The organism is Leeuwenhoekiella polynyae (genome assembly GCF_004104075.1).
Classification (GTDB): domain Bacteria; phylum Bacteroidota; class Bacteroidia; order Flavobacteriales; family Flavobacteriaceae; genus Leeuwenhoekiella; species Leeuwenhoekiella polynyae.
On the sequence record NZ_QOVK01000020.1, the window covers coordinates 48,496 to 61,626 of the forward strand.

The window sequence follows — 13,131 nt, forward strand, 5'->3', positions numbered from 1 at the left end:
TTTACCGTTAAAATGCATAAAAAATTAGTTTAAAAACATACATTTGAATACCCACTATAAATTTGAGACGCTTGTTTTAAATTTTGCAACCCAACTTAAAGTAATAGACGATGTCTAAAAGAGATTTTTTCAAGGAAGATTTTCACCGTATTCTGTGCGAGAATCCTCATATATTTTCTTGGATTACCAATGAGGCTACGCTTGGTGTTTACTATGTAAATCTTGATTTTCCAAATAGATATTTTATAACACAATCTTTCTGGTCCATTTTAGAATATTCAGAACCCGAAAAGGATGCAGCGTTAGACTTGTGGTGGTCAATTTTAGGAGCTGCTGGTAAAAAATCTATAGAAGATTTAATTAGTGCGATAACTAACAAGGGTTCTGCAAAAAAAGACAATTATTTCTCACTTCTATCTAAAAGAAAGAAAATACTTACAGCTAAGTCTTCTCATCTTGTGCATGTGGACTCTAATGGATCACGGCATTTAATCCTAAAATTTATACAAGAAATTGATAATGAGTTTTCATCAAATAGGTATTTGAAGAAAATTAAGAAGCTTCGTAAATTCAATGAGATATACGAAGAAACGAACGATCTGGCTTGTGTTGGGGGATGGGAAGTCGATTTAATAGAAAATACAATAACCTGGACCCGGGTAACCAAAGAAATACATGGTGTACCGCCAGATTATGAACCAGGTATTGAAACCGCTATAAATTTTTATAAAGAAGGAGAACATAAAGAGCGTATACTAAAATTTTTTTCTGATTGTATTGAAGAGGGTAAAAACTTTGACGAAGAGTTTATAATTGTAACCTATGACGGAACAGAAAAGTGGGTTAGGAGTATGGGGAAACCCGAACTTAAAAATGGCACCTGCGTAAGAGTTTATGGTGCATTTCAAGATATAAGCAAAAGAAAACATCATCAGGAAGCTCATAAAAAAGCAGAGCTTCGGTTTTCTAAAGTATTTGAAAATTCTGCAATAGGTATTATTCTGGTAAACAATCAGAATGAATTAGAAATGGCCAATCCTGCTGCTAGAAGAATTTTTGGTTTAGATTCATTGTCAGATGAAGAAATTTTAAACTATACATTTAAAGATGTTATAAAACCAGAATATATAGAGCTTGCTGTAGAGAAGCGTACCGCGTTACTAGCTGGTGAAATAGAGAGCTATAATATTGAAGTAGAATGTTATCACCATACAGGCAAAACTATCTGGTGCAATATCAATTGCTCCTTAATCTCTAACGCTAATTTAGACTCTGATCTGGTCATAACTCAGGTAGAAGATATTACACTTAGAAAAAATTTGGAGCGTAAAGCATTAGAAAATGCAACGCGTTTTAAACGTATTTTTGAATATTCTCCTAACGGGATGGCACTTGTAGATTTACATGGTAAATGGCGTAGTGTAAATCTCAATTTGGCCCAGATGATAGGCTATACTAAAGAAGAGTTGCTTAGAAAGTCTTTAGACGAAATCACCCATCCAGAGGATCGCGATAATGATAAGCATCTTTTTGCTAAAGTTATATCTAGAGAATCACCTAGCTATCAGATAGAGAAGCGTTATCTACATAAAGATGGTTCTATAGTTAGCTGTTTTCTAACGGTTTCGGGTTTACTAGATGAGCATGGTGAGGTGCGTTCTTTGATAGGTCAGGTGGTAGACATGACCGATGAGGTTAATGCCAAAAGGGCTCTTGAGGCTAGTTTAAACGATATGCGGGTTATTCTAGATTCTACAACACAAGTAATTATAGTAGAAACTGACCTCAATCACATAATACGTAAATTTAATAAAGGAGCAGAAAACCTATTGGGGTATTCTGCAGAAGAGGTGGTAGATAAAGAAAAACCAAGTTTATTTCATAAAAAAGAAGAAGTTCAGAATTATGCTTTAGAACTGGAGCAACAGTATGGTGAGAAGGTAGATAAGCATGATATATTCACGTATAAAATAAAGAGAGGAGAACTTGAGACGAGTGACTGGACCTATCTTAGAAAAGACGGCTCTACCTTTCCGGTTCAATTAGTGGTGACTGCTATTCAAGATGAAAATGGAAACACAAAAGGATATCTGGGAGTGTCTGCTGATATTTCTGCCTTAAAAGCTATGGAGCATTCGTTACTTAAGGCGAAGCTTAAAGCTGAAGCTGCAAATAAATCAAAGTCAGAATTTTTAGCAAACATGAGTCATGAAATTAGAACCCCTTTAAATGGGGTGATTGGTTTTAGTGACCTGTTACTTAAAACAAAACTAGACGCTAATCAGCAAAAATATATGGAAACTGTTTTTGCTTCTGCAGTTTCGCTATTAGATTTAATCAATGATATTCTAGACTTTTCTAAAATTGAAGCAGGAAAGCTTGAGCTTAGTGAAGAGCGCGTAAATATTTCAGAAATCTGTGGTAGATCTGTAGAAATGATTAAGCAACAGGCGCATCAAAAAGAACTCGAAGTATTGCTTAATATCCCTAACAGTATTGATGCTAACATCATGGCAGATGGTCTCAGATTGCGTCAGATTTTGATCAATCTGTTAAGTAACGCTCTTAAATTTACGCATAAGGGAGAGATAGAGGTAAAAGTAGCGTCTAAAGGTTTGATCGAGGACAATCAGAAAAAACGATATACCTTTTCAATACGAGATACAGGTATTGGTATTGCACCTCAAAATCTGAAGAAAATATTCAGAGCTTTTGATCAGGCAGATGCTTCAACGACCCGCAAATATGGAGGAACAGGTTTGGGGTTGACTATTAGTAACCGTCTTTTGGAGTTGATGAATAGTAAGCTTGAAGTAACTAGCGAGCTGGGATTGGGGACCACTTTTTCCTTTACTGTAGATTTTACAACTGTAGATTCACAGTTAATAGAAACTAAAATTGAGCGTTCTTTAAAAAAGGTACTTATTGTTGAAGATAATTTAAACAATCGCTACATCATAGATGGGATGTTGCGCGAACGGAATATAGAAACAACATTAGTGAGTAATGGCGTTGATGCGATTGAAATCTTAGAGAAAGAAAAGGACTATGATTTAGCTATCGTAGATTACCACATGCCCTATTTAAACGGTCTTGATTTTGTAGAGCACCTTCGAGATGATTTAAAAATATCTGAAGAAGAACTCCCGATACTTTTGATGCACAGTTCTGGAGATGACCAAGCGTTAAATAGCAGAAGTCAAAAGCTAGGTGTTTCAGGTAAAATGGTAAAACCTGTTCTAAGAAATGAACTTTATGAATTCTTTGATAATTTAGAAAGTCCTACAATTGATACTAAAGAAATTACAACTGTTTCAGAACTTTTCAATCTTCAAGACAAAACACCTACAATTCTTATTGCTGAAGATAATCAGGTCAATAAATTTTTGACGCGAACGATTATTAATAAAATAGTTCCTAATGCTATACTCGTTGAGGTAGATAATGGTCAGGAAGCTATAGATGCTTACAAGCACACAAAAATAGATTTTGTACTGATGGATATTCAAATGCCGGTTTTGAGTGGTTTTGAAGCAACAAAAGCCATCCGGGAAATTGAATTGAATAGCTCAAGAGTTCCTATAATAGCCCTTACTGCACGAGCAATAAAGGGAGAGCGGGAGCGCTGTATAGAACATGGAATGGACGATTATATAGCTAAGCCTATTGTTTTAGAAGATCTTAGGCAAGCTTTGAAACGCTATTTGTTTAGTGCCGAAAATGAGAGAGTAATAAAATAAAACGAACCCCTATTTAACCCCCTGCAGTAAAGTGAACGAAGCTTTAAAACATATAATACTGGTAACCACAGATTCAGATGCTGTGGCTGCATTCAATACCTATCTTAATCCTAATGCGGTAACGTTAAGTAATTTTGCTTCGGGTATGGGAGCCATTCAATATATAAAACAAATAGGAGAGGCAGATTTGCTCATTCTTGAAGAAAACATAAAACCACTTGGTGCTGTGCAAACCATTCATTACCTTATAGATAATATGAATTATAGTGGTTCAATTTTAATTTTATCAGATTCTGGTGTAAGCGAGATACAAACTGACGAAGGAGCTTTTGAAGTATTGAAAAAGGGATTTGATAAGCCTGATCTTGATTGGGTATTAAGTCTGCTTTCAGAAAATAAAGAGCAGCGTGTTGAATTGAATTCAAAACCCTATTCGTTGTCGTATTTGAGCGACTTATCTGATGGTGATGAAGCTTTTATTTTTGAAAGCTTAAAAATATTTAATGAATCTGTAGGTAAAAATATTAGTGAAATAGAAGAATTATTTGGCAAAGAGCATTATAAAGAGGTAAGTAATCTTGCTCATAATATAAAACCTTCTTTTGAAATGTTAGAAAATAATTTAGGGAGTACAATCTGTGATGAGTTGGCTCATACTCAAGTTGACTCCTCTAAAGCGGAGCAGGTAGACCTCTTAAAAAAGGAATACCTCAAAATACAGGAGTGTCTTAAAGAAGACTTTCCTGATTTATTTAAAACGGTTTGATGCAAAGAATTCTAATTATAGAAGATAATCCTATGGTCGTTCGCTCTTTAGAATTTAAACTAAAGAAAGAGGGTTATGAGGTTGTGGTAGCAGAAGAAGGCAGGCAAGCCATGAAGTTGCTCCTTGAAGAAACTTTTGATTTGATTTTAACAGATCTAATGCTCCCTTTTGTTACAGGAACCCAAATTATAGAACATATAAAGAAAACATATCCCAATATACCGGTTATCGTATTATCTACTTCTACGCAAGAGGATATCATAACCGATGCGTTTAAGATGGGGGTAGATGATTTTATAACAAAACCTTTTAGCCCAAGCGAATTATCGCTAAGGGTTAAAAGAACATTAGCGAAACAATAACAAAAATCAGTATCGTATACGAACAAATAGTAGTTAAGTAACTCAGACTCCCCAAGTCGCAATTGAATTTATCATTATGTTAATAGCTCTTCTAGAGTTAGATGAATGGCCTTTTATTTTGAAGGTTAATCTATTACTCAGTATATTCTTTTTAATACTTACCCTTCTTTTTGTGGGGCTGGTTCTGTATTTACGTATTCAAAAAAACTTCAAAGAAGCCCATAGAAAAAAACAGGAAACTAAGTTTATAGATTTTGCCAATACCTTTCTATTTGATGATTCTATAAACAAGAGTAAGGAGTTGGCTAATTTCAAGTTTACTAATATTAAATCTTCGTACGATTATAAAATTCTGATCAAGCAAGTATTGATTTTTGATGAAAATTTAAAGGGAGAGTCCACTGCACTTATAAAAGAGATTTTTTATGGGTTGGGCTTGTATCGATTTTTATTGAAAGATTTAAACCGTAAGGAATGGTTTAATAAAGCTCGTGCACTCTTTGCATTTTCAAAATTAGGTATTGCTGTGCCAGATCAACTCATAATGCCTTTATTACAATCTAAACGTGTTGAGTTAAAGCAGCATGGCATATTGTATTTTTTAAATACCTCTAAGACAGATCCATTAGTGTTTTTAGATAATCTTGAAGGGCGTCTAACGCTTTGGCAACAAGTATTGATTGAGAATAGCCTCAAAAGCTTTGAAGTAGAAATCCCGGATTTTGCACGTTGGCTCAATCATAAAGAAGATAGTATTGTGGTGTTTTGTATAAAAATGATTTTGAGTTTTAATCAGTTTCAGAACATTCCTTTTCTAATAGATTGTTTAGATCATACTTCAGAAAATGTAAGACATCAGGCAATTCAAGTTCTGCAAGCTATGGAAGTCCCAGAAGCACTGCAGTTAATGGTTGCTCATTTTCCAGAAGAGACAGCAGCAAATAAGCGCAGTATTCTGTATGCTATCAGCAAGATAGGAACCTATAAAGATTTGCAAACACTAGTGCCATTTATTCATAAAGAAGAGGAAAATCTGCAAATAGACTTTTATAAAATATCGGGTTTATTTGGAGATGAAATTCCCGTTAAAAAGCTTTTAAACATTGAAACTATTACAAAAGATTGGGAAGATTTTCAAGAGTATTCAATTAATAGCAGTATCGGTGCTTAAGGACGGTGTTTTTAGTTGAAAGTTGCTTATCTTTTATCAAAATTGAACGACTTGCAGCTCTACTCCATTTCAGTTATAGAAGTTTTTAGTGTCTTATTCCTAATTTATGGTTTAATCATAATATCAGGATATATTTTTTCTGCCTTTTTTTCAATTTTTGAAATAAGAGATTATAAACGGCGAAACAACTTTCAGGATGATGCTGCATTGTTACAGTCTGCTAATCTACCTGCGATTTCAGTATTGGCTCCGGCTTATAATGAAGAAGCTAATGTGGTTGAAAATATTCGATCGCTGTTAACCCTGAACTATCCATCATTTGAGATTGTGATCATCAATGACGGAAGTAAAGACAAGTCGCTTCAAAAGCTCATCGAAACCTTTGAGCTTGAAAAGCAAGAGCTGATTCATTACCATCACGTTCAAACAAAAAAAGTTAGAGGAATTTATAAGTCTAGAATAAAAGCTTATAAAAATCTCCGAGTAATAGATAAAGAAAACGGTGGTAAGGCAGATGCCTTAAATACCGGGATTAATTGCTGTATCTATGATTTAATCTGTTGTATAGATGTAGATTGTATATTGGAGCGTAACTCTCTTTTAAAGCTTATAAGACCCTTTTTAAACAATACAAAAAGAGTGATTGCCAGTGGCGGAATCATTAGAGTTGCTAATAATTGTATCATTGAAGACGGTAGGATTATCGAAGTTCGTTTACCACGTACTTTTCTGGGAAAGGCACAGATATTAGAATACTTTAGAGCATTCTTAATGGGAAGAATGGCCTGGTCAAGAGTAGACGGTTTGTTGTTGATCTCTGGAGCTTTTGGAATGTTTGATAAGCAAACAGTTATTGAAGCTGGGGGTTACAATCACCATACGGTGGGTGAAGATATGGAATTATTGGTGCGTATGCGTAGGGTTATGCGAGAGCAAAATATCCCCTATACGGTAGGTTTTGTACCAGATCCCTTATGCTGGACCGAAGTCCCTGAAAGTAGAGAGATTCTAACCCGTCAACGAAATCGCTGGGCACGAGGTACCGTAGAAACTTTAATGCTGCATAAAAAGATGTTGTTCAATCCCAGGTATGGTGTTCTGGGTTTGCTGAGTACTCCATACTGGATGTTTTTTGAGTGGTTTGCACCCATAATAGAGTTTACAGGTATCTTATTTTTTATAATTTTAGTCCTCTTAGGAAAGGTGAATTTTCAGGTTTTTGGAATTTTCTTTTTAGTGATCTATACGTTTTCAATTCTATTTTCGATCACGGCTATATTCTTTGAAGAGTACTCCTTTCAGCAATACAAGAAGCCTAAGTTTATGTTTATGCTCATACTCACCGCTTTACTAGAACCCATAATATACCATCCCATTGTCATGTGGGCTGCTGTTAAAGGAAATATAGATCTAATACAAGGAAAAAAATCCTGGGGAGAAATGTCCAGAGCAGGATTAGGAAATACCGGTAAAACTTAAAAACCTATACTATGCCCCATTTATACAAATCTTTTAAGGTCTTTTTAATAGCCGTGTTATTCGTGACTTGTGGCTCTTTTGCGCAAGAACAGGAATACACTACAGACGAACTCTACACTCAGGCTCGAAATGCAGCTTTTGATGAAGATGATTATCCTAAAGCGGTAAAACTCTTAAAAGCTGCATTGGCAAAAAGTCCGGACTATTTGGGAGTTCGTGTTTTTTTAGGTCGAATTTACACGTATTCTGATAGCTTGCCTAAAGCACGAATGGCTTTTGAAGAAGTTTTGGCAAAAGAGAAAGGCCACGAGGATGCCAGTTTTGCTTACGGAAACCTTGAATTTTGGAATAACAATTCTGAAGCTGCTTTAAAAGTGGTAAATACCGGTTTAGAAGTACATCCTGAATCTGAAAACCTTGGAATTTTAAAAGCTAAGATTTTAAAAGACCTAGAACATTATGAAGAAGCAACTGCCACGCTTCAGAAGCTTTTAGAACAAAATCCTAAACTTACGCAAGCGCGTAGTATGCTAAGCGGTATAAACAGTTCTACAGCAAAGAATGAACTGGGTGTCAACTATGAGTTTGTGTATTTTGATGCGCGTTTTGACGATCCGTGGCATTTAGCGATGTTAGATTATACGCGGCAGACCAAGTTGGGCTCTATGGCTGCCCGAGTCAATTTTGCAAACCGTTTTAAAACGGATGCGCTACAGTTTGAAGTAGATGCTTATCCACGTATTTCAGACTTGTTTTATACCTATGTGAATCTGGGGATTTCCAGCGATAGCGGAATCTTTCCGCAGTACAGAGCGGGGTTTTCATTATTTGCAAATTTGCCTGCTTCTTTTGAGGCAGATGCTGGTTTTAGGTATTTGGCATTTAATGAAGATACTTTTATTTACACTTTAGGTTTGGGTAAATACTACAAGAATTACTGGTTTAACTTCAGGACGTATTTAACTCCTTCAGACAGCGCGTTGTCTCAGTCTTATGCGTTAACAGTGCGCTACTACTTTGGCGGGGCAGATGATTTTGTAGGAGCAAAAATAGGAACAGGGATTTCTCCGGATGATAGTGCAAACAGCGTGCTTTTTGACGGAGCAAACATTACCCGTTTGCGGTCTAACAATATAGCATTATACTATAGAAAACTATTGGGGTCCACTCATGTTTTAACGGCACAGACAGCGCTTGAAGATCAGGAATATGCCGCAGGAACAAGAGGACTTCAATTCTCTATAAGTGTTGGTTTTATTAAACGATTCTAATTATGCTAAAAAAGGTCATTAGAATTGTTGTTATCCTACTTGTATTAACTCCGTTACTATCGTTCCTGGCTTGGTATTTTACTCCAAAAAAATACCTTACAGCTGCTATTATAGATAAAACAGTGATGAAAGCAGATGGCCAAGAGCACATCTCTTTTCATTGGGTTTTAAATCACAACCGTTATCTTAAGAACAGTACTTCTGGTTATAAGGTAAGTACAGACTATTTTGGTTTTTTTCCAAAAGAGGACACTGTTTATGACATTAAAGGTCTGGAGCGTTTTTCTAAAGAAAGCTTAAGCCTGCTGAGTGATGATACAGATCTGTTGTATATCACAGATACCTACGGTATTTATAAGCAGGAATGGTATGCGAAATATACCGAAGCAAATAAAGGAAAGTTGTATGGAGGTCTGAGTGTTGAAGATATGGATTTCATCAAGCAGATGAAAAACAAGAAGAAGCTTGTTATTGCAGAATTTAATTGTTTGGCCAGCCCAACGCCAAAGATACTGAGAGTCGAGTTTGAATCTCTTTATAAAGTTAAATTTTCGGGATGGACCGGGAGGTATTTTGATTCTCTTGATGAAACTAAAAATCTTGAATTGCCGGGCTGGATTATGAAAAATTACAAAAAGAATCATAATGGCGATTGGTCTTTCACAAAAGATGGGGTTGTATTAGTTAATGATGATTCCGGGACTGTTGTGATCCTGGAGCATGGGACGCATCTCGATAACCCTTTGCCTTTTATTTATGCAACTGCAGAAGGGCAGGAGCATTATAACCTTCCGGAAAAGGAAAAGTATCCCTTTTGGTTTGAAATTATGGAAACAGATGCTGCAGTGAATAAAACCTACGCCAGGTATCAATTAGCTACAACTGAACAAGGCAATCAGGAATTAGCAAAATATGGAATCCCTAAAAGCTTTCCTGCAGTGATGAGCCATACGGGTACAGATTACGATTTTTATTATTTGGCGGGAGATTTTAGCGATAATCCTATCGGTTTTGATGCTTCGTATTTTAAAGGCATAGGCCTGCTAAAAGGCTTTTTCTACAACGCCAAAGAACCTTCAGATCGTGGCGGTTTTTTCTTCAATTTTTATAAGCCACTACTTACTCAGATTCTGGAAGAAGCCAATGATAAGGTTAATCTTTAAAAATAGATCATTGAGCATATTTAGTAACCAGACTATCTGGTACTAAAGGTTTTCCTTCAGCGATTTGTTGATTACGTCTTTTAAAGTCGGCAAACGCAGTAAGTAATTCTTCCTTTTTAACATCGTCTGTAATGGGCTCTTCGTATAAATTTGGGTAGAGTTGATAGAGTTGATTCCCATTTAAATGATACGTTTCTGATACAAAATCTATCAAATCTGTTTTGGTTTGCATCAGGGGAATTTGATGTGTATTTCTAAAGCTAGCAACCGTATCCAGCCCTTTACTTAAAAAACTCGTTTGTTGAGGTAAGGGTATTCCGTAAGATTTGTTCAGATACCGCAATACGCTAGGAGCAACATCAAAGTGAGAAGAAATTGCATTTACAGTCTTAGCTTTTGTAAGCAAAGGAGAGTATACGATAAGCGGCACGTGATACCGGTCTATTTTTGTACTCAATGGTATTTCCGGAATACGATGATCTCCTGTTATAAAAAAGATGGTATTATCAAAATCCGCACGCTTACTGTAATTTTTAAATAAGTTTTTTAGCGATTCATCGGCGTACATAACTGTCGCAAATTCTTCTTTGAAGTTTTGTCTTTGAACGGTTTCCTGTTGATTAAGATTTAAGACTTTTAAGCGATCTTCAAATAAGCTGTTGTATCTATTTTGATTTTTTAGTTTAAACGGACTGTGCGTGGTGACGGTTAATAAAATGTCTAGTCGAGGCGCTGCAAGCGTATCATCTGTACTTTTATGGAGATAATAATCATATAAATCAGCATCACTGTAACCCCAGGAGAACCCACCAGATTCCGGAAGCTTACTGTAGCTACCGGGGAAGCTTTTTTCGTCAAAAATAGTTGTAGTGTTATTCAACTTAAGATATCCGCTCATATTATCAAAAGTGGCATCACCGCCATAATAAAATGCGCTTGTATATCCGTTTTTTTGCAGGATATTCAGCATAGATAATTGCTCTGGCATATTTTCCTGAAGGGCTAAAAATCCATTTTGAGCAAAAGGCTCAGAACCTAGCAAAGAAGGTAAAACAGCAAACGTACGACCACCATTGCTCAAAAAGTTTTTGAAATACAGACTTTGTTTAGAAAGGCTGTCTAAGAAGGGAGTAAAATTCCCTAGATACGCTTCGTCATTAGTAAATGCGCGCCCGAGACCTTCAACAACTATGAAAACCAGATTTGGTTTTTTTTCTCGCTTTTCAAAAAAAGGACTCAAGACATCGCTGGTTTCAGCATCATGTAAAAAGGGATAATCAGGGTATTTATAATCAAATTTACCTTGCTGGGCGACGCGGCGTTCTAATTGACTTAAATAGTTGTCCGCGTAGATATCTGGTTTATATGTGGTTTGCGTTACATAGTCAATCGCAGCATTATAAAAATGCTGTGATTTGTTTGTGATGAGGTTATTGGCAAAGTCCTGGTCATATTTTGGCTTGAGATCAGGTAAGCCTCCTGATAGAAAAACTGGAAGTCCAATCAATACTAAAACTGCCGAAAAAGCAAAATTCAGTTTCAGCTTTGGTTTTAAAAAAAATAGACCTAAACTAATAAAAGCAATAAAGATGATGAATAAGACTACCGTTCCAAACGCTAAAACTCCAGATGCTCCTATAGTTTGTGTGATGTCATTTATAGAATACCCAAAAAGGTCAGAACCTAAAAGAACCAAGGAGGTTTTATAATAATAGATGAATTGGAGGTTAAGGAGAAAGAAGAGGATAAAAAGCACATTGAATATGCCTTTTGCAGCTTTTATACTGATAATACTAAAAACGAGAAATAGCAAAGCATTGGGAATCAATAGGTATAGCCAGAAGAGTAAATCTGTCAAAAAACCTTTAGATAGCAATTCGATGAAACTGAAGGGTAAGCTTTGAGCGGTTTGAAATAGAATAAGCTCTAGTATTCTACAAAATAAAATCCCAATAAGTAAGAAGATGGCATAGCCCGAAAACTCAACTAAGCCTTGTTTTAGTTTGTAAATTAAGTTAGCTTTTTTTGTGTTCATCGTGTTGTTATCTGGGGACATAACGCTAGGGTTTTTCTATCTTAAAGAGATTCAGAAATAAGGTACTCAATTTATGAAGTAAAAAGCATTTTATGGTAACAGAATTAACCTTAAGATAGGTATTTGTTCTAAATATTTTTTTTAATTTGTAATACGTGAAGATTTAACCTGCCCTAACGATTGATTTTTCACATTCTTAATTGTATTTATGATATGGAAAAACGTATTCTCGTTATAGAAGATAACAGGCAGGTGGCTGAAGCATTGGAGTATCGCCTTAGTAAAGAAGGATACTCTGTTGTTGTTTGCTTTGATGGGACTGCAGCGATGAATAAATTAAAAACAGACCATTTTGATTTGGTTTTAATCGATTTGATTTTGCCTTACATTTCAGGGATGAACATTATTAGATGGATCAAAACAGAGCATTCCACTTTACCGGTAATCGTAATTTCTTCTATTGAGGAAGAAACTATTATTACACATACATTTTTAATGGGCGTTTCAGACTTTATATCAAAGCCGTTTAGTCCGTTACGCTTAACCACCAGCGTTAAAAATGGTCTTTTATCTGCCTAACCTGTTTTTTTAATAGTGTTATTAAAAAGCAGATTTTACCTATCTTTGCAGTAATATGAAAAAATATTCTCAACAACTAGTAGCAGTCCTGATGGCTTTTGTGGTTCTTATGACCACGATGTCATTTACGGTAAATATGCACTATTGTGGAGGTATGCTTGTAGATTATTCTTTAGTAAAAGAAGCTACATCTTGTGGGATGGAAGCGCTACAGAAATCAAACTCTTGTGAGACCCAAGTGGCTAAAACATCCTGTTGTCAAAACAAGCAGCTTACTGCAGATGGTCACGATGATCTTAAACCTACTTTTCATAATTTAAATTTTGAACAGGACGTATTTATTACTTCTTTTTTCTTCAGTTACAGTGCGCTATTTGAGCCTAAAACGGTCGAAAATACTTCTTTTGAGGACTATGCTCCTCCGCTGATCATAAGGGATATACAGACCTTAGATCAGGTTTTCTTGATTTGATATCGTATTGAATGTAAAGCATTGCGTTGCTTTATGATTGTTTTTTCGCGGATGCGGAAGAACTCTTTTGTGCTTCAGTTTTATGCTGAAAAG

10 protein-coding genes are annotated in these 13,131 nt (G+C 35.7%); 9 read left to right on the top strand and 1 reads right to left on the bottom strand.

Translation table 11 applies throughout. The annotated features are described in order from the left end of the window. The first annotated feature begins 110 nt into the window (after nucleotides 1-110). From DSM02_RS16325 to DSM02_RS16355, 7 genes are all read left to right on the top strand, one after another. A complete protein-coding gene (locus DSM02_RS16325) occupies nucleotides 111-3,740 on the top strand; it encodes a PAS domain-containing hybrid sensor histidine kinase/response regulator (protein ID WP_128766617.1) in 3,630 nt (1,209 codons plus the stop codon). Between the two features lie 31 nt (nucleotides 3,741-3,771). Then, the gene (locus tag DSM02_RS16330) at nucleotides 3,772-4,506 is read left to right on the top strand and encodes a hypothetical protein (RefSeq protein ID WP_128766618.1); all 735 of its coding nucleotides are present in this window, start codon (nucleotides 3,772-3,774) and stop codon (nucleotides 4,504-4,506) included. Then, complete coding sequence (locus tag DSM02_RS16335; protein WP_164918331.1) at nucleotides 4,506-4,868, top strand: response regulator transcription factor; 363 nt, start codon at nucleotides 4,506-4,508, stop codon at nucleotides 4,866-4,868. Before DSM02_RS16330 ends, DSM02_RS16335 begins: the two co-directional genes overlap by 1 nt. A gap of 76 nt (nucleotides 4,869-4,944) precedes the next feature. Beyond that, nucleotides 4,945-6,039: a HEAT repeat domain-containing protein gene (locus DSM02_RS16340; RefSeq protein WP_128766620.1), complete on the top strand. Its 1,095-nt coding sequence runs from the start codon at nucleotides 4,945-4,947 to the stop codon at nucleotides 6,037-6,039. A 51-nt stretch (nucleotides 6,040-6,090) separates the two neighbouring features. Next, nucleotides 6,091-7,518 (top strand): glycosyltransferase family 2 protein, encoded by a 1,428-nt coding sequence (locus DSM02_RS16345; protein WP_128766621.1) that lies wholly within the window; start codon nucleotides 6,091-6,093, stop codon nucleotides 7,516-7,518. Between the two features lie 11 nt (nucleotides 7,519-7,529). Further along, nucleotides 7,530-8,789, top strand: coding sequence for a YaiO family outer membrane beta-barrel protein (locus DSM02_RS16350; RefSeq protein ID WP_128766622.1), 1,260 nt, complete (start codon nucleotides 7,530-7,532; stop codon nucleotides 8,787-8,789). Between the two features lie 2 nt (nucleotides 8,790-8,791). Further along, the gene (locus tag DSM02_RS16355; RefSeq protein ID WP_128766623.1) at nucleotides 8,792-9,952 is read left to right on the top strand and encodes a hypothetical protein; all 1,161 of its coding nucleotides are present in this window, start codon (nucleotides 8,792-8,794) and stop codon (nucleotides 9,950-9,952) included. Between the two features lie 7 nt (nucleotides 9,953-9,959). Here DSM02_RS16355 and DSM02_RS16360 read toward each other — a convergent pair whose 3' ends face one another. Next, nucleotides 9,960-12,008: an LTA synthase family protein gene (locus tag DSM02_RS16360; protein WP_128766624.1), complete on the bottom strand. Its 2,049-nt coding sequence runs from the start codon at nucleotides 12,006-12,008 to the stop codon at nucleotides 9,960-9,962. A gap of 192 nt (nucleotides 12,009-12,200) precedes the next feature. Between DSM02_RS16360 and DSM02_RS16365 the strand changes: the two genes are divergently transcribed. Then, nucleotides 12,201-12,566, top strand: coding sequence for a response regulator transcription factor (locus tag DSM02_RS16365; RefSeq protein WP_128766625.1), 366 nt, complete (start codon nucleotides 12,201-12,203; stop codon nucleotides 12,564-12,566). A gap of 55 nt (nucleotides 12,567-12,621) precedes the next feature. Then, entirely contained in the window at nucleotides 12,622-13,038 is a 417-nt protein-coding gene (locus DSM02_RS16370) for an HYC_CC_PP family protein (protein ID WP_128766626.1), read from the top strand. Nucleotides 13,039-13,131: the final 93 nt, after the last annotated feature.

What these genes read in the sequence shown, in the direction of transcription:
- DSM02_RS16325 (WP_128766617.1), top strand. Translation starts at nt 111, where the DNA reads ATGTCTAAAAGAGATTTTTTCAAGGAAGATTTTCACCGTATTCTGTGC.
- DSM02_RS16335 (WP_164918331.1), top strand. Translation starts at nt 4,506, where the DNA reads ATGCAAAGAATTCTAATTATAGAAGATAATCCTATGGTCGTTCGCTCT.
- DSM02_RS16340 (WP_128766620.1), top strand. Translation starts at nt 4,945, where the DNA reads ATGTTAATAGCTCTTCTAGAGTTAGATGAATGGCCTTTTATTTTGAAG.
- DSM02_RS16350 (WP_128766622.1), top strand. Translation starts at nt 7,530, where the DNA reads ATGCCCCATTTATACAAATCTTTTAAGGTCTTTTTAATAGCCGTGTTA.
- DSM02_RS16355 (WP_128766623.1), top strand. Translation starts at nt 8,792, where the DNA reads ATGCTAAAAAAGGTCATTAGAATTGTTGTTATCCTACTTGTATTAACT.
- DSM02_RS16360 (WP_128766624.1), bottom strand. Translation starts at nt 12,008, where the DNA reads ATGTCCCCAGATAACAACACGATGAACACAAAAAAAGCTAACTTAATT.
- DSM02_RS16365 (WP_128766625.1), top strand. Translation starts at nt 12,201, where the DNA reads ATGGAAAAACGTATTCTCGTTATAGAAGATAACAGGCAGGTGGCTGAA.
- DSM02_RS16370 (WP_128766626.1), top strand. Translation starts at nt 12,622, where the DNA reads ATGAAAAAATATTCTCAACAACTAGTAGCAGTCCTGATGGCTTTTGTG.